Annotated in this window: 21 protein-coding genes and 1 pseudogene; 6 read left to right on the plus strand and 16 right to left on the minus strand. The window is 60.4% G+C overall.

The annotated features are described in order from the left end of the window. Positions 1-432: 432 nt before the first annotated feature. From E2484_RS03005 to E2484_RS03020, 4 genes are all read right to left on the minus strand, one after another. A complete protein-coding gene (locus tag E2484_RS03005; protein WP_137283737.1) occupies positions 433-2,040 on the minus strand; it encodes a hydantoinase B/oxoprolinase family protein in 1,608 nt (535 codons plus the stop codon). Then, a complete protein-coding gene (locus E2484_RS03010) occupies positions 2,037-4,046 on the minus strand; it encodes a hydantoinase/oxoprolinase family protein (protein ID WP_137283738.1) in 2,010 nt (669 codons plus the stop codon). The genes E2484_RS03005 and E2484_RS03010 overlap by 4 nt, the downstream gene beginning before the upstream one ends. Positions 4,047-4,177: 131 nt before the next feature. Further along, on the minus strand, positions 4,178-5,017 hold the full coding sequence (locus tag E2484_RS03015) for an ABC transporter permease (protein ID WP_137283739.1): 840 nt from the start codon (positions 5,015-5,017) through the stop codon (positions 4,178-4,180). Continuing rightward, positions 5,014-5,928, minus strand: coding sequence for an ABC transporter ATP-binding protein (locus tag E2484_RS03020; RefSeq protein WP_137283740.1), 915 nt, complete (start codon positions 5,926-5,928; stop codon positions 5,014-5,016). Before E2484_RS03020 ends, E2484_RS03015 begins: the two co-directional genes overlap by 4 nt. Positions 5,929-6,266: 338 nt before the next feature. Here E2484_RS03020 and E2484_RS03025 point away from each other — a divergent pair, with 338 nt between their 5' ends. After that, positions 6,267-6,671 (plus strand): DUF5518 domain-containing protein, encoded by a 405-nt coding sequence (locus tag E2484_RS03025; RefSeq protein WP_137283741.1) that lies wholly within the window; start codon positions 6,267-6,269, stop codon positions 6,669-6,671. Between the two features lie 615 nt (positions 6,672-7,286). Here E2484_RS03025 and E2484_RS03030 read toward each other — a convergent pair. The 4 genes from E2484_RS03030 to E2484_RS03045 all read right to left on the minus strand — a co-directional run bounded on the left by E2484_RS03030 (position 7,287) and on the right by E2484_RS03045 (position 10,192). After that, the gene (locus tag E2484_RS03030; protein WP_137283742.1) at positions 7,287-7,982 is read right to left on the minus strand and encodes a hypothetical protein; all 696 of its coding nucleotides are present in this window, start codon (positions 7,980-7,982) and stop codon (positions 7,287-7,289) included. A 45-nt stretch (positions 7,983-8,027) separates the two neighbouring features. Beyond that, positions 8,028-8,519, minus strand: coding sequence for a hypothetical protein (locus E2484_RS03035; RefSeq protein ID WP_137283743.1), 492 nt, complete (start codon positions 8,517-8,519; stop codon positions 8,028-8,030). A 238-nt stretch (positions 8,520-8,757) separates the two neighbouring features. Continuing rightward, a complete protein-coding gene (locus E2484_RS25915; protein WP_137283744.1) occupies positions 8,758-8,991 on the minus strand; it encodes a DUF7385 family protein in 234 nt (77 codons plus the stop codon). A gap of 307 nt (positions 8,992-9,298) precedes the next feature. Next, positions 9,299-10,192 (minus strand): DNA-binding protein, encoded by an 894-nt coding sequence (locus tag E2484_RS03045; RefSeq protein ID WP_137283745.1) that lies wholly within the window; start codon positions 10,190-10,192, stop codon positions 9,299-9,301. An 819-nt stretch (positions 10,193-11,011) separates the two neighbouring features. On the opposite strand from E2484_RS03045, the gene E2484_RS03050 reads away from it, so the two are divergent. After that, positions 11,012-11,788 carry a hypothetical protein gene (locus tag E2484_RS03050; RefSeq protein ID WP_137283746.1) on the plus strand — a complete coding sequence of 259 codons (777 nt, stop codon included), beginning with the start codon at positions 11,012-11,014 and terminating at the stop codon, positions 11,786-11,788. Positions 11,789-11,837: 49 nt separating this feature from the next. On the opposite strand, the pseudogene E2484_RS26250 reads toward E2484_RS03050, so the two are convergent. Then, positions 11,838-13,078 (minus strand): annotated as a pseudogene (locus E2484_RS26250) (phage NrS-1 polymerase family protein). A 1,134-nt stretch (positions 13,079-14,212) separates the two neighbouring features. Between E2484_RS26250 and E2484_RS03060 the strand changes: the two are divergent. Beyond that, the gene (locus tag E2484_RS03060) at positions 14,213-15,475 is read left to right on the plus strand and encodes a hypothetical protein (RefSeq protein WP_137283747.1); all 1,263 of its coding nucleotides are present in this window, start codon (positions 14,213-14,215) and stop codon (positions 15,473-15,475) included. Next, positions 15,448-15,828, plus strand: coding sequence for a DUF7261 family protein (locus tag E2484_RS03065; RefSeq protein ID WP_449272297.1), 381 nt, complete (start codon positions 15,448-15,450; stop codon positions 15,826-15,828). The genes E2484_RS03060 and E2484_RS03065 overlap by 28 nt, the downstream gene beginning before the upstream one ends. A gap of 19 nt (positions 15,829-15,847) precedes the next feature. Here E2484_RS03065 and E2484_RS03070 read toward each other — a convergent pair whose 3' ends face one another. Both E2484_RS03070 and E2484_RS03075 read right to left on the minus strand, forming a co-directional pair. Further along, complete coding sequence (locus E2484_RS03070; RefSeq protein ID WP_137283749.1) at positions 15,848-16,918, minus strand: TrmB family transcriptional regulator sugar-binding domain-containing protein; 1,071 nt, start codon at positions 16,916-16,918, stop codon at positions 15,848-15,850. A gap of 485 nt (positions 16,919-17,403) precedes the next feature. Then, positions 17,404-17,973, minus strand: a complete 570-nt coding sequence (locus E2484_RS03075; RefSeq protein WP_137283750.1) for a Rieske (2Fe-2S) protein — start codon at positions 17,971-17,973, stop codon at positions 17,404-17,406. Positions 17,974-18,142: 169 nt separating this feature from the next. On the opposite strand from E2484_RS03075, the gene E2484_RS24705 reads away from it, so the two are divergent. After that, positions 18,143-18,313 (plus strand): hypothetical protein, encoded by a 171-nt coding sequence (locus E2484_RS24705; protein WP_170977222.1) that lies wholly within the window; start codon positions 18,143-18,145, stop codon positions 18,311-18,313. A gap of 43 nt (positions 18,314-18,356) precedes the next feature. On the opposite strand, the gene E2484_RS24710 is transcribed toward E2484_RS24705, so the two are convergent. Further along, on the minus strand, positions 18,357-18,530 hold the full coding sequence (locus E2484_RS24710) for a hypothetical protein (RefSeq protein ID WP_170977223.1): 174 nt from the start codon (positions 18,528-18,530) through the stop codon (positions 18,357-18,359). Positions 18,531-18,659: 129 nt separating this feature from the next. Then, entirely contained in the window at positions 18,660-19,244 is a 585-nt protein-coding gene (gene dpsA / locus E2484_RS03080; RefSeq protein WP_321111669.1) for a DNA starvation/stationary phase protection protein DpsA, read from the minus strand. Between the two features lie 254 nt (positions 19,245-19,498). Here dpsA (E2484_RS03080) and dpsA (E2484_RS03085) point away from each other — a divergent pair, with 254 nt between their 5' ends. After that, complete coding sequence (gene dpsA, locus E2484_RS03085) at positions 19,499-20,035, plus strand: DNA starvation/stationary phase protection protein DpsA (RefSeq protein ID WP_137283752.1); 537 nt, start codon at positions 19,499-19,501, stop codon at positions 20,033-20,035. Positions 20,036-20,448: 413 nt separating this feature from the next. Here the strand turns inward: dpsA (E2484_RS03085) and E2484_RS03090 are convergent, their stop codons facing one another. The 3 genes from E2484_RS03090 to E2484_RS03100 are packed head-to-tail and all read right to left on the minus strand — an operon-like array spanning position 20,449 to position 22,027. After that, on the minus strand, positions 20,449-20,631 hold the full coding sequence (locus tag E2484_RS03090; protein ID WP_137283753.1) for a DUF7535 family protein: 183 nt from the start codon (positions 20,629-20,631) through the stop codon (positions 20,449-20,451). Between the two features lie 35 nt (positions 20,632-20,666). Continuing rightward, positions 20,667-21,257 (minus strand): hypothetical protein, encoded by a 591-nt coding sequence (locus tag E2484_RS03095; RefSeq protein WP_137283754.1) that lies wholly within the window; start codon positions 21,255-21,257, stop codon positions 20,667-20,669. Then, positions 21,254-22,027 (minus strand): nucleotide-binding protein, encoded by a 774-nt coding sequence (locus tag E2484_RS03100; RefSeq protein ID WP_137283755.1) that lies wholly within the window; start codon positions 22,025-22,027, stop codon positions 21,254-21,256. Before E2484_RS03100 ends, E2484_RS03095 begins: the two co-directional genes overlap by 4 nt. Between the last annotated feature and the right edge of the window lie 116 nt (positions 22,028-22,143).

The following is a 22,143-nucleotide window of genomic DNA, read 5'->3' on the forward strand; positions in this document are numbered from 1 at the left end:
GGTCGCTATCGCGGAACGCGGTCGGGGAAGAACCGGGAAGCTAGCGACTCCGTGAGCCAATCAGACCGCACCGCGACCGCGAACAGCAGGGAGTCCGGAGAGAAGCTATCAAATTCTTGAGTGAAGGAGTACCGTAACCGCAAAGCACGGCCCTGCACTGCACAGCACGGCCCCGCACTGCACAGCGACCGCGGGCCTCGTACCTCCCCAGCATCCTCCTTCGCTTCGCTCGGTCGTCCACCGGTAGAGCCACACGCTGACGAACCCTCAGTCACTCCGCTCCTGAAGACCTCGCACGCCTTGGCGCGGCGCTGGTGAGCGCCGCGCCAGCTCGCGCCGGACGTGGAAAATAAAAATAATTCTCTAACACTTCAATCCCTATACTTGATATCGATATTTCGATTTTTAGAGAATAAGTACCTTTGTCTCGGCTCACTCCTCGTCGGTCGTTTTCCCGTCCTTCAGGTCACGATCGCGGGCAGCGGCGTCCCGTTCGTGCGGGTCGCCGTGGCCGCCACCGCCGGGCGTCAGCACCGTCACGGTCGTTCCGGCCGGAACCTCCACGGTGGTCTTCGCGCCGACGCGCTCGCCGTCGATGCGGTTCTCGCCGAGCGCGCCCGATCGCCCGCCGTCGAGACCTTTCGGCGCGTGGCGTCGGCGCTCGGTGAGCAGCGAGACCGTCGCGTCGGCCTCGACCGTGACCGTGCGCTCCAGTCCGAGACCGCCGCGGTGGCGGCCTTCGCCGCCGCTGTTCGGTCGGAGCGCGTAGCGTTCGACCCGGAGCGGATACTCGGCTTCGAGGGCTTCGACCGGCGTGTTCAGCGTGTTGGTCATCCCGACCTGCACGCCGTCCATGCCGTCCCTGGTCGGCCGCGCGCCGGACCCGCCGCCGATGGTCTCGTAGTACGTGAACTCGCCCGAGCGACTGCCGATGATGAGGTTGTTCATGGTACCCTGTCCCTCCGCAGGCACGCGGTCGGGCACCGCCTCGGCCAGCGCCCGGAACACCACGTCGGTCACGCGCTGGCTAGTCTCGACGTTGCCACCGACGACCGCGGCGGGCGGCGTCGGATTCAGCAGACTCCCCTCGGGCGCGCGGACCGACACCGGCGCGTAGCACCCGTGGTTCGGGGGGATTTCGGGGTCGGTCACGCACCGGACCACGAAGTAGACCGCGCTCTTGGCGACCGCGAGAGGCGCGTTGAGGTTGCCCGGTACCTGCTCGGCCGTGCCCGCGAAATCGACCGCGAGCGACGAACCGTCGATTTCGACCGTTGCCTCGATTGGTACGTCGTCGTCCTCTACCCCGTCGCCTTCGACGAAGTCGGTCGCCGAGTACCGACCGTCCGGCAGGTCGGCGAGTTCGGTCTCGACTCGTTCGCGCGAGTAGTCGATGACGGCGTCGAACGCCGCCAGCAGTCGGTCGCCGTGGTCGGCCAGCAGTTCGCCGAGTCGCTCCTCCGCCCGGTCGTTGGCCGCCAGTTGGGCACGGAGGTCGGCGCGGCGCTCGTCGGGCGTCCGGACGTTCGCCAACAGGAGGTCGCGCACGTCCTCGACGACCTCGCCGCCCGAGACGAGGCGAACCGGCGGGAGGCGCAAGCCCTCCTGGTAAATCTCTCGCGCACCCGCGGGCATGCTCCCCGGCGTCATTCCGCCCACGTCGGCGTGGTGGGCGCGCGAGACGGCGTAGCCGACGATTTTTCCCTCACTCTCCTCCGGCGCGAGTGCCGACACGAGCGTCACGTCCGGCAGGTGAGTGCCGCCCGCGAAGGGGTCGTTGACGACGAAGGTGTCGCCCGGCCGCGGGTCCGAATCCAGCACGGCCGCCACCGCCTCCGGCATCGCACCGAGGTGGACCGGGATGTGTTCGGCCTGCGCGACCATCCGACCCGACGAATCGAACAGCGCGGTCGAGCAGTCCTGACGTTCCTTGATGTTGGGCGAGTACGCGCCGCGAATCAGGACCTGACCCATCTCCTCGGCCACGCTCTCCAGTTGGTTCCGGAGGATTTCGAGTTCCACGGGGTCCAGCGCCGTCACGAGTCTCCCTCCCGTTCCAGCACCAGCGTCCCGTCCTCGCGCACCCCCGCCCGCCACTCCGGCGGGACGACCACGGTGCTGTCGGCCTGCTCGCAGATGGCCGGGCCGGAAACCTCCCGGCCTGCGGCGAGCGCCTCCCGGCGGTTGACCGCGACTTCGCGGAACTCCCCGCCGAAGTTGGCCTCGCGTTCGCCGACCCGGGCCTCGCCCGCGCTCTCGTACGCGACTGCGGGCGTCTCGCGCGCCACGGTCGCACGCGCTCGGAGGCCGACGAGTTCGACCGCCTCGTCCATCCGATAGCCGGAGGCGGTCTCGTGGGCGTCGTGGAACCGTTCGGCGACCGTCTCGGGGTCGAACGACTCGCCCACCTCGACGGGCAACTCGAAGCTCTGTCCCGAGTACCGGAGGTCGGCCTGCCGCGCGATTGCGGCGGCCTCGGGGTCGCGCAGGTCGGCCCGCACCTCGTCGGCCAACTCCGCGAGGACACCCTCGATTTCCGCCGAATCGGCCGCGTCGAGCGACGTGCGGTAGGTCCGAACCGCGTCCCGACTCTCGTCGGCCGCGAGCAGGCCGAACGCCGAGAGGACCCCGCAGGCCCGCGGGACGACGACCCGACCCACGTCGAGGCGCTCGGCCAGCGCGGCGGCGTGCATCGGTCCCGCGCCGCCGAACGCTGCCAACGCGAAGTTGCGAGGGTCGTGACCGCGCTCGACCGTGACCGCTCGGACAGCCCGCGTCGTGTTGGCGTTCGCCACCCGGTAGACCCCGCGGGCGGCCTCGACGGGACCCGCCAAGTCCGCCTCGTCGGCGAGGTCGGCGAGCGCGTCGTGCGCGGCGTCAGTGTCCAGCGAGAGTTCACCGCCGAGGGCGGTGTCGCCGTCAAGATAGCCGAGAGCGAGAGTGGCGTCGGTGACGGTCGGTCGCTCCCCGCCGCGGCCGTAGCACGCCGGGCCGGGGTTCGCGCCCGCCGACTCCGGCCCCACGCGAAGCGCGCCGCCCGAGTCCACCCACGCGATGCTTCCGCCGCCAGCGCCGACGGTCGTCACGTCCACCATCGGGACGCCCACGGGCCGCCCACCGATTTCGGCCTCGGTCGTGCGCTCGACGTCGCCCTCCCTGACGAGACTCACGTCGCTGGAGGTTCCGCCCATGTCGAAGGTGACGACTCCCGCGGTATCGGTAGCCCCCTCCGCCGTAGCGTGTGCCCCGACGACCCCCGCAGCTGGACCGGAGAGACAGGTCGTGACGGCGTGGTCCCGGACCGTCTCGGCGTCGGCGATGCCCCCGTTCGACTGCATGACCAGCGGAGGTGGAATTTCGGCCTCTACGGCGCGTTCGACCAGTCGACCGAGGTAGGCGTCTATCTTCGGCGTCACGTAGGCGTCCACGACGGTCGTTGCGGTTCGCTCGTACTCCCGGAAGGCGGCGAGAACCTCGTGGGACGCCGAGACCGACGCGTCGAGTTCCTCGCGGAGGATTTCGGCGACCGCCTGCTCGTTGGCGGGGTCGGCGTACGCGTGGAGCAGGGCAATCGCGACGCTCTCGGTGTCGGTTTCGCGGATTTCGTCCGCGAGGTCACGGACCGCCGCCTCGTCGGGGGCGCGCTCGACGCCCTCGGGCGTGGCGCGCTCCGCGACCTCGAATCGCCGCCTGCGGGGGACGAGGGGGTCGGGCTTCTCGGCGTTCAGGTCGTAGAGCGCGGGCCTGTCCTGTCGGCCGATCTCCAGCACGTCGCGGAACCCCTCGGTCGTGACGAGCGCAGTTCTGGCCCCCGACTCTTCGAGGAGGGCGTTCGTCGTAACCGTCATCGCGTGCGAGAAGGCGTCGACGTCGCGGGGTCGGAGGTCGGCCTTCTCGCAGGCCTTCCGGACGCCTTCGAGGACGGCCTCGCTCTGGTCGTCGGTGGTCGGGACCTTCGCGGTGACGAGTTCGTCCTCCTCGGTCAGGAGTACGACGTCGGTGAAGGTGCCGCCCACGTCCGCGCCGACTCGGATTTCGTCGGTCACGGCCGAGTGCCTCCTTCGTGGTGGTCCGTGTGACGGTGGTTCATGGGTATGGGATTTCGCTACAGGGCGTAATAGTTGGTGCTTGCGGAAGGACGCGGCGCTCGGGGAGGAACCGCGAGAGGCAGAGAGACTCAGGTGATGTCGGCCCGCCGGAACCACCAGTATCCGAGCGCCACCGGCACGGCTAGCCAAATCGCCAGAATCACGAGTCCGAACCAGTTCTGGACGTAGAACGGGACCGACGACCCGGCCAGCGCCTCGGCCGAGACTATGGGACCGGCCCCGGAGAACGCGATGTCCGAGGCCTGCGTGTAGGCGTTCTTCGGGTTGAGAACCTGTAGGAAGTAGTACCACGCCGGAAGTCGGGTCGTCGGATTGGGAAGCGCGCCCTCCACGAGGTAGTAGACACCGAGGGGAACGAAGTCCCAGAGGACCTGAAAGAGGAAGAACGTGCCGATGGCCAGCGCCATCGCCCGCGAGCGCGTGGCCGCCAGCGACGACGCTCCGATAGCGATACCGACGAACGTGAGACCGAAGAGGACGGTTATCAGCGTCAGGACGAGGAAGTCCGCGACCGCGAGTTCGCCGAACAGCACGAGCAGGGTCACTGCCGCGCCCGCGAACGCGACGAGGATGCCCGCCGTCACGACCGCGGTTCGGCCGACCAACTTGCCGAACACCACGTCGCCGCGGGTGTGGGGCAGGCCGAGCAGAATCTTGATGCTGCCGGACTCGCGTTCGCCCGCGATGGCGAGGTAGGCCACGACGAGCGCGGTCAGGGGGATGATGAGACCCGACGGGGCCGTCAGGAACTGCGTGGCGTCGGGCAGACCGGGCGCGTCGGCGAGGACGGCCTTCCGGACGTAGACCGCCCCGACGGTGAACAGCAGGAAGACCGCGGTGATGGCCCAGAGCATCCGCGAGCGAACCGCGTCCGCGAAGTCCTTGCGCGCGACGACGAGCCAACTCACGCCGTCACCCCCTCGGTGGTGTAGGCCGCGAAGAGGTCCTCCAGGGAGGCCTGCGTGGTGGAGATGTCGGTGACGGTCGCACCCTGCGCTTCCACCCGGTTTATCACCTCGGACTTGACGCTCGGGTCGCTGACCGCGACACGGAGGACGCTGCCGTCCACCGTCACCTCCGAGACGGCCGGAACGTCGTCGAACCGGAGGTCGTCGGGCACGCGGTCCACCGTGAGTTCGAGCGTCGAACTGGTGCCGACCGACTCCCGGAGGCCGGAGATGGTGTCCTCGGCGACGAGTCGGCCGTCGCTCATGATACCCACGCGGTCACAGACGGCTTCGACCTGCCCCAAGATATGGCTGGAGAAGAAGACGGTCGTGCCGCGGTCGGCCTCCTCGCGGACGAGTTCGCGCATCTGACGCGCGCCGTTGGGGTCCAGTCCCGACGACGGTTCGTCCAGAATCAGGAGGTCGGGGTCGCCCACCAGCGCCATCCCCAACGCGAGGCGTTGGGCCATCCCGGTCGAGTAGCCACCGGCCTTCCGGTCGGCCGCCTCCGGACCCAACCCCACCCGGTCCAGAACCCGGTCCGGGTCGTCGTCGGACTCCTTCGAGTCCACCGCGAACTCGACGTGTTTGCGCCCGGTGAGTCGGTCGTAGAGGTCGAAGCCCTCCGGCAGGATGCCGATTCGGCGGTGAATCTGCTGGGTCTCGTCCTGGGCGTCGTAGCCGAGGACCGTCGCGGACCCCTCGGTCGGTCGGAGGTAGTCGAGCAGGACGTTGATGGTCGTGGACTTGCCCGCGCCGTTCGGCCCGAGGTAGCCGAACACCTCGCCCTCCTCGACCACGAGGTCCAGGTCCTCGACTGCGACCACGCTGCCGAAACGCTTCGTCAGGCCTTTCGTCTGAATAGCGGCCATGGCCTCACTTCAACGCGTCTTGCCTCAAAGTTCCCCTCAGTTTTCCGAGATTCTCCCGCGAGATTTTTCCGTGGCCGGCTGGTGCTTCTTCCACCGGCCGAAACGGCGCGCTTTCTCACGGACGCCGATTCGACCACGAGGTCGAGGTCTTCGACGTCACTCGCGTCGCTGCCGATGTAGTATTTCCGAGCGAATAGTTTTCCACGGGCGACCAAGACTTCGCCGGACGGTCGTGGTCAGAACATTGCCGTCGAGGGATTCCGGTTCCGTCGTCAGAGAAACACGGAGTTTCGGGTACCTCGCCCCCCATTCTTTCTCAATCTACCGCCTGATTTATAGTGCCCGGTCTCCATCGTGGAGACGACCTACCGAGGAGTACAGACTGGCGGGCCGTCCTCCTCGGTGCGGCCGTGACGTTGGGCCTCGACGTCGGGTACTTCCTGGTGACCCAAGAGCCGACCGGTGCGGGAATCTTCGTCGGGTCGGCCACGGCAGGGTATCTCTGTGACCGCTCGGTTCGCGGTAGCGCGTGGCACGGCGGGTTGAGCGGTATCTTGGGGCTGACCTGTCTCGTCGCACTCGGTGCCGTTGTCGGAGGGTTCCCTACGACCGTCGTCGCCGACCTGCTCGGCGTCGGTGTCGTCGGCGTCCTGCTGGCGGCTCTGGTCGTCGTATCCGGCAGTTTTCCCAACGCGGTCGCTGGAGCACTCGGTGGCGTGGCGAGGTCGGCGGTCGAGGAGTGAGTCCCGCCGATCGAGTTCCCTACCGGTCGTCGTCGGGGAGGAACTCGGGGAATGTTCCGACGCACCCACTCGTGCCTCTCGGCGTCGTCTCTACAGACCAGCGCGAACCAGACGATAGGGATGAGAAGAACCGCGACCATGCCCGGCAGGACGATGTCGACCGCGACACCCCGGAACGCGAAGCGGCTGACCGGACTCACGGCGGTGAAGTAGCCCTCGGGCACGCGTCCGACGAGGCGATGGAGTATCCTCGGAAGGATCAGGACCGTCGTGCCGGCGTAGAGAAGATTCAGGACTGGCCCGCCGACGCCCTTCACGACGAGGACGCCAAAGTAACACCCGCAAACGAGGGTCGCTATCGTTGCGGCTGTTGCGCGCGAGTGGACCACAGTGGCGGTCATCGACGACCAGACCGTGTCGCTCGTACTCCCGACTGTCGCGAGGTAGCCCGCGTAGCAGGAACACCAGAGTGCGATACCGACGACGCCGACGAGATGCTGCCCCGCCGTCTGATCCGAAAACGTGAGCGTGAGTGTTCGCGACGACTCGCTCTCTCCGGTCGCCCGCGTCACGTCAGATTTCGGCATCAACCGCGTCTTCGAGCGTGTCGATGGTCTACGTTGCGTTCGTCGTCAGCAGCGTCGCAGACTTCTCGTCGGCCGACTTGCCGCGTCTGGCCTGAACCGAATTGATGAATGCCCCCAGTTGCCGCTGTGCTGCTCTGAGGTTCCCGTTCGCTGGTTCGGGTCGGTCGCTTTCGAGGTGTTCCCGGGCATCGTCCAACTTCTCGACGGCTGCGTCGAGTTTCGCCGATAGGCCGCCAGCGTCGCGCCCGTCGCTGCCCTTCTGACCGCGACCTCCGCTGCCAGTCTCGTCGAGTTCTTCGGCGACAAACGACCGTAGTCTGTCGATGGACTGCCGGGCGCGAGCGATGTACTCCGCCTTCGAGACGACGGAGATGGCGACCGTCTCCTCGACCGACCGGTCGTTGGTCGCGGCGGACACGACGACGGCACCGTCCCGTTCGGGCGTTCCAGCGACCGTCAGTCGTTCCCGTTCCCCGTCTGCAAGCGATTCGATTCGGCTCGGGGTCACCGAGAGCGACTGCTGTCCCTGCGCCGAACATCGAATCGACGTTGCCGGCTCCGTTCCGACGTTCTGGAGTCCGAGGTGCGTCTCTAGGTCGTTACCTTTCGGAATCGCGAGCGTACTGTCGCCGGTGAGCGACAGCACGGCCCCGAAGTTCGCCTCGACTGCGGCCGACCGCACCGACGAGTGCTTCTCGGCGACGGTTCGCTGGGCCGACCGCACTTCCTCGACCGCGTTCGCGGCCGCCGCACCGGGTGTCTCGTCAATTCAGTAGTGAACGTCTGCGGAAATGATCCAGAGTGTCCCTTCCTTATTTAGCACGTGATCGAGGTGTTCTCGATTGCGAATGCCATCACCGAACTCGTCGTAAAGGTAGATTGACGGTCCAGAATACGCACCAAGACAGTGGCAGGCGTGCCGGGCGAGATTTTTGTCGTGCATGAACTCCTCGATACTGAATTCCTCGGCAGCCTCCTGTACTTGCTCCAGGTTCTCCTTGAATTCCTCCTTCGTCGCGTTCCACCCTCGCTTCAGGAGTTCTGCACCCTCTTGGGATTCGAGTAATGCCACGACAGGTAACTCACCCCAGCGAGCTTTCCCTGCGACCATCGAAGTGTCATCGTCGAAGGTCACGTAGTAATCGAAAACACCACCTGCCTCTGGTCCAACGCCGACGAGACGACTGAACGACGTTTTCGCTTTTGCCAATGCTTCTTCCTGAGTCGATGCTTCAACAAGAGCGTAGATTATCTGGTGCATGAGACTCACCACGCCGACGCAGCTCTTCGCCACCTTCGACTTACTCTCGAGAATTCGACTCGCGCCAGCATTCCTTGCTGGCGCATGAAAACCTACCACTCGATTATGATTTTAATCGGCGGTCAGGCCAGAGACATCAGGTCCAAAGACCGGTGGTAGTCGTCAACAACGGTGTTACAACTGGCCCTAGGATAAGGCAGATGAGTCCTGAATCGAAGTAGAAGAGTTATGAGGTGGATTAGTGCTGATGAGTGAAGAGAAGTACCTCATCGTCCACGGTCGTCACACAGAGGTCGAGGACCTTGCTCAACTCAAGGCTATCATAAGATCCCTCACAGACGACTAAATCGTCAAACGGTTCCCCGCAGGCGGGACACGAAATACTGACCGTATTGCGGTAGGTGGTAACCGTATCTGCGGATTCATACGGTGTCAATGACGAAACAAGCTCATCAAATTCGTTCTCGTCCATCGCTTGCCAATGCGGACGCCCACAATCGTGATAGTCTTATTGCTTAGACAGTCATGAAGGTTTGACGATTGGTTGGCTGGTTTTCTTCCTCCTGACGGACGCTCACAAGTTCTGAACACGATTCTCGGGAGTCTTCCCTGTCCTCGTCCAGAAGGTCGTGGCTGCGCGCGCAGCGACGTTCTCGTGAGCATTGCGAACGAGAGCGAGTGAGACAAACGTATGAGTCTCACCGAGCGAGCACGGAGCGGTGGGTGGGGCGGCGGGCGTTGGGTGGACGGTATCAAAAAGAAAGTTTCCGCGTCGTGCGCTATTCCCACCACCGACCGCGCTCGGGGAAGAAGATAGATGACCAGCCGGTCACAGCTAATGAGACACGCCCATTGTACCAGTTCCGGGCCGCTCCGCGAATCTGCACACGTTCGCCTTCCTTCATCCACGGTTGATTTGACGTCTGCCAGACTGTCACTTTCGTCCGACCACTCTCATCTGCAATTAGCCCGACTTGCTGAATCGCTGGCGATCTTGATTCCCAAAGGGTCTCAATATAACCCTCAATGCTCACTTCTTTCCGGTTCACCTCATCCACCTCTGCAATCGGAATCACGTGCCCAGAAGCCGTCCGCAATTCCTCGTACACACCGACGACCGCACTCATGATGTCCGCTCCTTCGACCATCCGCTCGGCCAATCGCCGACTAATCGCCGCCTTCGACCAGCCCTCTAACTTCTCGTCTAATCTCTTCGTCTGCTTGTTCACGTTCGCCAGTTCAGCTTGAGTCAACTCTTCACGGGGATCCGGCCGATCGGGGTCCGCCAGTGGGTCCACGCTCGCCGCTCGCTTCTGGAACTCCTTCCGACGTTTCGTGCTCCCTGCTGCCGCACTGATTCGCGTCCGTTTCGCCCGGCCATCTTGTGTTCCGAGCTTGGCTTTTGCACTGATGTACTCCAGTTCGGCTTCCCGCGCCCTGATGCGCTCTTCCTGTTCGAGGGTCACGCCCTCGATTCGTTCATCACTCGTCTCAACGACCCCGTCTGGGTGGTTCATATCCACCTTCGCCTGAATCTCCATCTGCACCGTCGCCCGGAACTCCGGCGTTTCATCGACGACCTCGAACTCCGCCTCAACCTCCTGCTCGTCCACTTGTTCGTATGCCCGTTCATCGACCGAAACAACCTTGCTACGAGCGTTCTTACTTGACATTGGTATCTTACCTTGGTACCATCGAAGGCGCTCACTCGGCGTCTTCTTCCGACACCATGACTCTCCAGCCGTGGCCTTCTCTCAGACCTACTCTTCCGACGTTTACGCTCTCGCTCGCGCCTTCGCCCAGCTTGCTGGGCGCGAGCGAGAGCCACATCGGAGGCGATTCATCCAGCACCGCGCGCCGACCCGCCCGGAGCGAGCGCCCAGCACACAAGCCGGTTTCGCGTCCGTCAAGCGAAGCGAGACGCAACCGAGAGCGAGCTTGGTGCTGGCGTCGAAGGCACATTCATTTTAGCCCGGAACGGCGCTTTGCGTCGCATGCCCGGAATGGTCAGTCGCGAGCGACGCGAAGGGCGGCACGTGGTGAGCGGGGCGAGCCGATTAAATTAGGGGTGAATATCAAGAGTTAGGCGATTGTATGTCAATCTTGTCGGGTATGGTCGGAATGGTACAGAGAAATCCACAACGTGATAAGATGCTAATTATTGAGGGATGGAAATACGCTTCAGCGCGGAAATCGGGATACTTCAGCAAGCATCTGCCGAGATTTTTGTTAATGATAACCAGGTAACTGGCCGATCGATGGGTGCACAAACAGATACCGTAACGCTACCATACAGGTTCCAAGAGCACGACTCACTGAAAGCTATTGCAGAAGACCACTTTGGAGGATAACCAGCTCTGGTATACAAATAACAGGTCCGAACCGGTACGAGAGTTCATAATAGCCGTCTACAAAATTAAGGTTCTATTTATTGAGCTCTTTTCATCGGGTACCATCTTTTTCGTAGTTGGCGTAGTTCTGGGGAGACACAGATGCCAATTGATATTGGAGGCGTTGTGAGTGATGGATACGAACGGACTGTAGCACGAAACGGATTACTCTTCATCGGTATTTTCTATCTGATTTCTCTTCTCGATGGATTGTTCTCGCCCGCTCCGGCTCAACCGACTACGCTTCCGGACCCAGTAGGTAGGCCGGGTATGGGGCCTGTTCCTGCGGACGGGATGCAGCCCTACGCACCATCGTTGGGTCTCTCACCGGTGGTCACTAGCCTCCTATCGTTCCTTCTTGGAATCATCTCTATAGTCGTTACAATTGGTGCACTACGTACATTTGTAAGTGAAGAAACAGAGCAGCTACCCGAAGAGCACTTCAGACACAACCTCTTGTGGGCGGGGCTAAACCTCATCATCGGAGGCATAATCTTCGGAATCACCATCACTATCGGATTCATCTTTCTCGTTGTTCCAGGCTTATTCCTCCTCGTGAGCCTATTCTTCTGGGAGATCTATGTTGCCGTAGAGGATCAGAACTTCATTGAGGGGTTCCAGAACAGTTGGCGGTTGACTCGCGGCCATCGTCTACGATTATTCGGACTGGGCATCGTCATCGTAATTATCGCGTTGTTAGTCAGCATCGGTTTCGGAATCCCAGTGGTCTTTCTCCCCGATATTCTCGGATTTTTGATTGCACAACTTGGATCTGCGTTTCTCGGCGTCTTCTTCCTCGCCACCGTCGCACAAACCTATAACCAACTTATCGCGATGGAGAATGAGTCGCGTGTTGAAAGATCTGAAGAAAGAATGTGATTAGAGATGTTCTGTATACATCCATCTCCGAGATTCTCAACCGTCTCTATTATCCAGATAGAATCTGTTTAAGTCGGTGGATGATTCCTGTAGGCGAAGACTCCTGTGAGGTATTGTCTTCGAGTGCTTTCCGTTTTGCACGTTTGTCTCGAAGTCGTTCATTCTCAGCTTCGAGTTCACGGAGGCGACATTCGAGTGACCCTATCGTTTCGATGCGTGCCTGCTCACGCTCATAAACTGTGTTCCCATCTGTAGCAGAGTCAACGTCGACACTCGGCGATACAGTGAATGGCGAATCCACGGTCGAATCGCCTTCAGCTCCAGATGGTTTCTGGCCCCGCCCATCGCTCGGTGTGTAGTATTCGGTCGTCACGGAACACGCACGTTTAATCGTCTTCTCGCCGTACGTACTCCCGTCAGCGTAGTGGACGGCGTCCCACTTCTCACGCAAGAGACCCGACCGTCTGAATAACCGATCCATCTGCCTGTCCTATCGCCACCGGTCCAGAATGCGAGCAGGCACACAAACGCCATATCGGCCTCAGATTGGCTGTCATACCCGTGGGTATCACCACGTCAGAGTTGCTCGAACTTCGCGCTGTTCGACGCTGCTCGTGCCCGAGAGAGCAACTCCTCGTCCGACAGCGATTCATCCGCTAATGAGGAGTCCTCAGAGTCATTCTGTTCATTAGTATCAGGGTCACGGGCCTCTGGGTCTGGTTTCGTACGTTCCTCCTCGGTAAGAGTCTCTTCCTCGGCGACGTGATCCGCGTACACCCCAGCCAGAGCCTCTGTACGTTCGACTATCTCAGCACGAGTCGTTTCGACGTGGTTTGCGGTGACAGTAAAGAATCGAGCAGTCTCATAGAGTTCGACGTCACCCCGTCGATTTCGACCGGGAGGCAGTTCGCCTTCGATGAGAACGTGATACCCAGTCCCAGATGGACTGATTTCGGTGTAGGAGTCGAGATTGTTGATGATATCTGCGGCCCAGTCAGCCGGGGTTCCAGTATCGGCGTCACGCGCATCATCAAGGTCGACACCAACGAATGGGTCTTCATCACAGAAGACAAACCCTAATCCTTCAGCTGACCCGTCGACTGCATACTCGCGTGCTGTCTCAAAACTTCCTCACGTCTCGTCGTCGGTTGCAGATGCAAACCGGCCGGTACAAGGATTGACCGGGTTCTTCGTCGGTTTATCTCCACGAGTCTGTTCGCGCCAGCACACCCACTGGTCGTATTCAAGAAACGATGCAGGAATATCGGAGGCACTCGGGCACGTTGTAATTTCAAAGTTGATGGGATGGTTATTCAGAGTGTTCGGCGGGAGAGTACCATCACAGATGTAACCGCGGCACTTGATGGTACTAGATGTCGATTTCAACGCGTATACAGACACGTTATTGCTCAAATAGCTCTTCGCGAGAACCAATTTACAACGTCTCTTCATTGGTCTCGACAGTTTAGCGACCACGATAGACGTGCTAGCGAGCGCTCGCTTCACCTACACCCACTAAACAATCCGAAAGAACGGTTCTCGTGGACAGGTGTAGGATTTCTCGTCTATGTTGGCTCTCGCTTGTCCACAGGGGCAAACCCCACTATTCAGAAAACAACGAGGAGAGAGCGTCAAACAACAAAATAGGAACTCCAAGTAGTTGAATCTCCACAGCGTAAAACCCCGATTTGACGGGTAAAAACAGGTGTACTCGTATATTCGCTCGTTTCCACAAACTACAAGTCAGATACTGTGTTGTCGAGCTACAACGCCAGTTTCGTTGTACACCTGAGATAGAGGTCTTCTCGACCCGATTCTAGAGTTCAAATCAGATCCTCACACCTCATGTCCTCTAACGAGTGAAACGACCGAATTCGACCGTAAAACCCGAGATGTACCGTCAAATCCGCTTTCTCGAGGCAACACCAACGCAAGTAGGGAGCCCTACGGATGAAAACAGCACCTCAACCGAAGACCAAACCAGGACATAGAACCGTCCTCTATCGTCAAACCAAGCAATGAGATAGTTAGCCAGAACCGTCAGGAGTCCACCGGAAATAGAATACGAAAACAGCACTCTACACCCTACAGCACAGCACATCTCCCGGGAATCAACTGCTTTGTTAACTGCCGTCCTGTCGTCTGTAGCTGTAACGGGACGTAGAATACGTAGTTAGATAGGGGTGTAGAATTGGCTAACCCCTCCCCCCGTAATTCTGTAGGACTGTGTGGAAGAACACTGAGTTAGGATGGACGCGGTAGTCTCGTGTCCCTGGACGTCATGTCCCTCTCAGGGCTGGGTATTTATTGAGCACATCTCGACATGCTACAACAACCAGGATAAGAACAGTTGACGGCGAAGCCGTGATTTCACCTGCTTCTCCGACACGGTTTGTTTTATATACGGGGACATGGGTGCCCCGAATGAAATCAAAGAACGAAGCAGTTCAGGACGGAGAAGAACCAAATCGTGAAATTAGGCCATTATCGGAGCGAAGTAGAGTCAAGCTGTCGAACGGGGGATTTACACCCGGCACAAAGGTCATGACTACCGAAGGCCCAGTCGGCGTCACGAATCTTTCTGTCGGAAATCAGGTCTACGCCCTCAACCCGACTTCTCGAGTCATTAAACAGAAGCCTGTTACAGCGATCAAGGCAATCCCGAACGATGGTAAAGTCGTCACAATCGAGACGCGGCGTGCAGACATTCATGTGGCTACAGACCATCGGATACCGTTTCGGACGGAGGCCAATCACAAAATACGGTTCCAGCGTGCGAGTGACTTAGCTGAGCGTAGATACTACAAGTTCATCAATAGCTGGCAGACGCTTCCCGGGAGACGTCTCAAATTAGTCGATATTACTGATTATATAGATGGTTATGAAGTCTGTGCGTCGGCCGACGTACATGGCCATACGTTTCGTGCAGCACTTCCGGCCGGATGCGAGCCAGTCCGGAACAATGGGCATACGGGCCATCATTTCGACGCTCACACATTCAAGCAGTTCCAGGCGGCCATCGAAGCTGAAGCAGACAAGGTTACGATTCGGACTGGGCCTAATCACCATCGTCGTCCATACCAATTTAGCGGAGACGACTTCATTGAATTCCTTGGGTGGTACATCACTGAAGGAAGCATCTATTGGTCGACTAGTAGTGATACCGCGCAGGTGAAATTGGCACAGGAGACGGAACCTCATCGTCAATCGATTGCGTCACTGTTCGACCGAATGGGATTAGAGGTTCACAGTAATGACCGACGATTCGCGTTTGGGTCAAAAGTGTTCGGTCGGTTACTCGAAGACCTCTGTGGAGCGGGAAGTAAAAACAAACACCTACCGAATTTCGTTTGGAACCTTCCACAGGAGCAACAACAACTACTCTTGGACGTATTGATAGCTGGAGATGGAAATGAACGCCAGACGTACTACACGGCGAGTAGTCGATTGGCGGATGATCTATTGCGGCTCTGTCTTGAGCTCGGAATCAAACCACGGTATACGCGTCGGAGAGGCATCTGGCAAATCTACAACCGAAAGGTCAACGACGGATTCCAATCAGCTGAGCATGTGAGACAAACAAAATCTGAGAGCGACCTTTATCAGCTTACTGTCGCGGATTATAGCGTAATCATGGCTGGACGGAACGGGAAGTTCCAATGGGTTGGTGTAAGCAGTCTCTCATAGAGACAACCGGCGACTTCGCGTGGGACGAGCGGACTGCGGCCGTGTCCGCAGTTCGCGCCGACATGCGGCCTAGATTAGAGGCGCTCCGGTCCTCGCGAGTCGAGTCCGGCACCGTCTATCAGGTGGGTTACAACCAGACCGCGGCGAGCGCGTGGCGGCAGGCCAACTGTCCAGGCGGCCCCGACACCGACCGACAGTTCGGCGACTGCGAGGCCCGACAGGGCGTCGTCGTCCAGGAGCGCGCGGGCGAGACGCACGTCCTCGCGGTCGCGTTCGACGTGGGCGTGACGACCGAGGATTCGGAGATGGATCTGACGCTGGTCGTGCGAGCCGTCGGAGACCGGACGAACTGAACGGAGAACGGACGCCGCCTCACTCGATGTCCGTCACGACGACGCGAGTCGCTTCGATGTCTTCGACGAGGGCGTCGAAGCCACCGACGGAGTGGGTCTCTTCGCCGGTGTCGAGCGTGAGACGGGCGTCGGTGAACATCTGGAGCGGCGTCGCCGACTCGTCCGACTCGAATCCCGAGTAGTCGATATCTACAATCGTCCCCGAGACTGCACACCGTCGGCCGTCCTTGGCCCACGTTCCCTCCACGTCGGCCGTGAGCGTCCGTCCGTCGCGGACGAGCGGTTCGACGGCGTGCAGGCAGTCCCGGAGCGCACCGAACCTGAGCGGCGGTTCGTAAGGGGTGGCGACGTAGTGTTCTTCGGCCGCGTCCCGGAGGTCCATCATGTAGTTCCAGACCATGTTCTCGTGGGCGCTGTCGTCGACGTAGATGCCGTACTCGTTGTCGGTCGCTGGGTGCCACGAGTAACAGGCGCGCTCGCGGTCGATGAGCGCGCCGAAGGGCTCCGACCGGAGCGGACGGCGCAGGACTCGCGCGTGAGTACACAGTTCGGAGAAGTCGTACTCGGAGAGCGATTCGTCCTCCTCGACGTCGTACAGCGAGACGTCCACGAACACGTCGCGTCCGTGTGCGGCCGTGAGTGTCGGCCGTAACGCCTCGAGGTGGTCGGTCGTGCAGACGAGTTGGGCGTGGTCGACCGCGTGGTCGAGTTCGTCGCGGGCCTTCTCGAACACGGTCTGGCCCCGTTGGACCAGACTGATGGTGTGCTCTTTGACCGCGGGTTGTTGCCACCGGTCGGTTATTTCCTCTACGGCCGCTTCGAGTTCCGCCGCCCGCGCCCGAACGTCTTTCAGGGCGTTCTCGGGGTCGAGCGCCTGAACGTAGAGTTTGTCCTGCTCGTACGTGGTGACGAACCCCTGTTCTTCGAGGTCTCGGAGGATGTCGTACACGCGAGGCCGAGGGACGGAACTGCGGTCGGCGACCTCCTGAGCGGCGAGCGTTCCGCGCTCCAGTACGGTGACGTACGCGGTCGCCTGATACGGGGAGAGACCGTATCGCTCCAGCGTAGCGACGAGTTCGGCGGACTCCATACGGTTCGTTCACCCGCCACACCCAATAACTTCCCCGGACGAGAGTCCGCGTCACCCCGGTCGACGGACGGCGACTCTCCGACCGCATCGGGACGGACCGACGTATCCGACCGCATCGATGCACTGACGTACCGTACTGCATCCGGCGGAACCGACGCTGGTCGACCTAGAGTTAGGAACGAATTTGAAGTCGTAAAGACACGAAAACATTGCATAGAGGTACATATATAGTTCCCTAATAGTAGTTTATGATACAGTTTCTTTATTCAGTTGATATCTCGTAACTGATTCGGTGATTTTGCTCAATGCGTGTTGGAAATTGGTCACACGCGCGGCCAACGCGCCCCTCACAGACCAGTAATACCCGACGGTGACGGGAGGTGACGCCTTTATTAGGTTTTTCAAAATTTGGTGCGAAGACTCCGAAGTGAAAGAAGCCGCGTTGTGTGCGTAGACTCACGACTCCAGTCCGTGGTAGTGTAGAATTAGTAACTGCCGGTCAGTTGGTATCCTGCCTCAAATCGATCGTCCATCAGATAGACGGTACCGTCCCGAACATCGACCTCGATTTCATCGAGAACCTTCCCCTGACACGGCCCGGACGTACAGACCCCGTCACCGCGCTTAAACCGAGCACCGTGTTCGTGACACACGACGTGTTCATCAGTTACGATAGCTCCCCCACCGGGATCAAGTGGGACTTCCGGTTTATGCGGACAGGAATTGCGCCACGCAAACACCGTAGTTTCCTCACGCCAGAGAATGAATTCCGTTCCCCGACGTCCGTCAATCGCTTCACACCGGAGTGTCCCATCTGTGGGTACTTCGTCGACCGCAGCAATACGGCGCGGATCGTCATCCTTCAATGAGTCACCATCGTCACTCTCAGTTTCGGCTTGGTATCTATCCTCATATTCGGTCTTGTCGCTCCCCGACGATGTAACGCTGAAGCGGAACGTCGCGTCTCCTACTTCGACCTCTCCTTCGTCGTCGTGGATACGGACTTTCTGTTCATCGTCGCCTGCTTCAACGGCAATCCGGACAGCATCCCGCATACTCATGGTTTTTAGGAACACCTAAAAATGTATTGCGGAATCCTGTGTTACGATGCGTTTCCTTTTGAATATAATATCTTACCGGATATTGGATGCTAAGATTTGGTTACGTATTGCATTCGCTTCGCACTTCGACAAGTCTATTGCAGGGGCTACGAGAGTGATACGCGTGTCTGACGACAACGTTCACGTCGACGTAGAGGTGGAGGTTGAGATCGAACCCGACGAACTCGAGATAGAGGTCGGTGATGCGACGGAGGCAGAGGCCGAACTCGAAGCGGACGGCGTGACCGCAGAGATTGACCTCGAGGTCGAGGTCGAAGACAGTTCGTACGAATAGGAGGACTAGCGTCGTTTTGACCCAGAAGTAGAGATCTACCGACTTACTCCGGGACGTCAACCGTCAAGTCGCTCGCAATCCAACCGTCGGTGTTGCCTTCCTCGGTCAGTACGTTCCGTCCGGGCCGCGTCTCGTGCAAGGTGAGCGTGGGGATGTCCGCCTCTACGTCGGTTTCTGCAACAGTTTCGTCGTGGTTCGTCTCCGAAGATGCGACCATGCGCGAGGTTTAGGCAGACCTAAATCTTAAAGGTTCTGGTTGCGACACCTTGACACACGGAACGCCCTCCGGTCTCTAGTCGGCCCGGTACCGACCTCCTCGTTTCGTCGTCCTGTTGAAGCGGGGTTGCTATGAAAAGGTAAGAGAATCTTCGTGAAGGAATTGACTGAACAGGTGGGCGTACTCCTCGAGGATAACGAGGTGATAGCGGAGTATTTCCCCCGTCGCATGATCGCCGTAGCTCTTGGCAAGTTCGATGTGACTGCTCACCTGTTCGATGAGATCGCCATACGCTTGGAGGTCGTTTGCCAATGCCCTCTGGCTGACATAGATGTCTGCACCTTCGAATGGAACGTGGCTCTGTTGTTCGAGAGCGGCGGGCCCGCTACTGGGGACACCGCCGAGAGTGTGAATCCGGTCGGCGAGAGCGTCAGCAAAGCCTCTCATATCGTCGGCTGCATCGCGGAAGAAGCTGGTGAGTCCGTGATGGTGTGCTCCAGTGATCGTCCAGTAATGTTTCCGGAGTTGGTGGTAGAGGACAACCGTCGCGGCAAGGTCGATGTTGAGGGCTTCGACAACGTGTTTAGCTTTTCCCACGTCCATACGCACAGAATTCCCGCCGACTGTCCCGGCTTGCTGGCGAACGTGTTGGTGTGACGCCATTCCGGCTCGTAAGTCGGTACGTGCTTGGTTAAAGTCACCTATTTCCGGCATTCGTTATGGGTTCGGAGACGTCTCCTCGTTCTATTCCTTCTTATTCAGTGGTAGTTGCCTTTCAAGTTGGCACGTGCCCTTGGATGAACTCCATCGATCCCATTGAGTCGCGGTACCGCAACCACTTCTCCCTCCACAGTAACAATCGATAACGTGTAGCACAAACTGTAATATATAGAAAGATATTTTCCCCTCATGTCAAAATTATCTGTCAACTGTGAAACTATAAGAGGCGTGACGGTGTAGCGTCGCCCATGGGAGCACAACAGAAAGTCCGTCAAGAGGCTAATACCACCGGAGGGAATCCACTACGTCTCGATGAGGACAAGGCCGAACAGATTATCGACGCACTCAACACCGACCTCGCCGATGCGTACGTCCTATACCACCAGCTCCACAAGCACCATTGGAACGTTGAGGGGGCTGAACACCTCGGTATCCACGAATTCCTCGAAGAAGCCTACGAAGATGTCGAGCGTGCTGCTGACGAGATCGCCGAGCGTGTTCAAGCTCTCGGAGGTGTCCCGCACGCCAGTATGACGGCGCTCTCGGATGCAGCAACGGTCGAACCCGAAGACGAAGACGTCTACGACATCCGGACTTCGTTTGAAAACGACATCGAGATGTATGGGAGCATCATGGAGAGTTACCGGGAGCACATTGAACTCGCCGATAATTTGGGGGATCACGCGACTGGCGAGATGCTCCGCCAGCAACTCGTCGAGCTCGAAGAGCACGTCCACGTCATCGATCACTACCTCGAGGACGACACCCTAGTCAGCCAATCATAAGCCGACCACTTCCGCTTGCTATTCTTCGTCATCGGACTCGCCTTAGCTATGGTATCGCTGTGTTCCAACCATCTGTGTTATTTTGAATTACCATTTTGAGGGAAAGAAGCATCCACTGTGAGTGAGAACCAAAACGATTTTGTCGGCGATTAGGTAGAATGGGTATCTGATGAGATGGACAGATGTATCTTGACATACCAATTCTCTGAAACGCTCAATACACGCTCTGTACTGAGGGGCGGTTACACGGGCGATTCTGAATAGAGAAACCGTGCTACCAACTACCGCTAAAGACACGGGATTCCGAGCGACCACGGCCACGCGCGGTCGACGACGGCGACACGGACTACCGCTACGACGACCACGGCGACGACGTCGACTCCGAGTCGTACCGAGGGTGTCTCGGTCGCGCCCTACCCCGCGAATTCCGTTTCGCGTTGGTCGGTCTCCCCGAGTTGTGCGACGAGCCACAGCACCGCGACGAACGGCAGAATCGGCAGGAGGACCACCGCGACGCCCGCCGCGATGACGTATCCGATGACGCCCATCTCGCTGTTCGGCGTCCGGCCTTTCATGCGAGACACTTGCCCGGTCATGGCACCAGAAGCTACGGATTCGACGGAGAAATGGGTTACTCCAACTCTCCGTCCAATCCCCACTGCTCGGCCCGCTCTTTCGCCTCCTCTCGGGCGCGGTCCCGAATCGCGGCGATCTTCTCCCCGTCGTCCAGGAACGCCTCCACCGCGTCCATCGACCCCGCTTCGCGCCCGTCTTCCCCGTCGTCGCTCCACTCCGGGGGTGCCGCCTCGCGCGTGCGCTCCGCGAGGGTCGAGTCGCCCGCGAGTCGGTCGGCGACCAGTCCCGGCGGCACGCGACGGTCCGACCGCGCGAACTCCGAGAGCGCGCCGTCGGCGTCCCGGAGTTCCACGTCGTAGGGTCCCGGCGCGGCGAGGTCGGCCAGCGCCTCCGGACCGCCGCGGTCGGTGCCGGTGTGATACGCGAATCTGGGCACGCCGTCCTCGAAACCGACGACGCCCACCCCGTCGGCGTCGAGCAGGAGCGACCCCTGCGGTTCGAACACGGCGTAGCCCGTCAACTCGCGGTCGAGCGCGGTTACGAGCGGGTCGGCCGGGTCGGACTCGACCCGCGAGCGAAGCAGAGTCCCGTCGGGTAGGTCGGGTAGGCCGGACGGGCCTGAGTCGAGCGATTCCGCCGAAGTCATGGTGAGTCGGGGACGACGGCGCTCCGGAAGCGGTCGGCTACCTCGTCCGATTCGCCCGCCCGAACGTCGAGGTTCGTCGCGGCCTCGCGGTAGGCGCGGGCCGCCTCGCTCTCGGGGGCGTGCGCGAGCAGGGGAACGCCGTCCCGTCGGGCCGCCCGCGCGGCGTCGGCGTCGGGTACCGTCGCCAGCGTCGGCCCGTCGAAGTAGCGTTCGGCCTTCTCGGCGACGCCGCTCGCGCCCTCGGCCTCGTGGACTTTGTTGAAGACGACGCCAGCGGTGTCGGTGCCGTAGGAGTGGGCGTACTCCTGTACTTTGAGACCGTCGCTGAGCGCCGGAATCGTCGGCTGGAGGACGACCACGACGCGGTCGGCGAGGACTATCGGGAGGACCGCGCTCTTCGACCCGAGCGCGGCGGGCGAGTCCAACAGGAGGACGTCGGTATCGTCCGCGAGTTGCGCGACCACCTCGCGGAGTCTGTCGGGGTCGGCCTCCTCGAACGCGGCGAGACTGGTTCCGCAGGGGACCACCGACATGCCGAATCGCTCGTAGACGGCGTCGGCGACGTCGGCGTCGGTGTCCGCGACGAGCAGGTCGTGAAGCGTCGCGTCGGCGTCGGTCAGGCCGGTGTGGAAGAGCAGGTTGGCCATCCCCGTGTCGGCGTCGACTATCGTCACGTCGTACTCGTCGGCCAGCGCCATGCCGAGCGCTACCGTCGTGGTAGTCTTGCCGGTGCCGCCCTTCCCGCTGGCTACCGCGAACGCCTCGACCATCACGCCGACGTTGCGCCCGATGTGTTAAAAACCTACGCTTGTGGAAGAAAGGCGGCGGTGCCACCACTCCGCCGAAGACGCCGGAAACGACCGTCGAGTAGAACTCGAACGCCCTC

The sequence above is a fragment of the Halorussus salinisoli genome (assembly GCA_005239435.1).
GTDB classification, from domain to species: domain Archaea; phylum Halobacteriota; class Halobacteria; order Halobacteriales; family Haladaptataceae; genus Halorussus; species Halorussus salinisoli.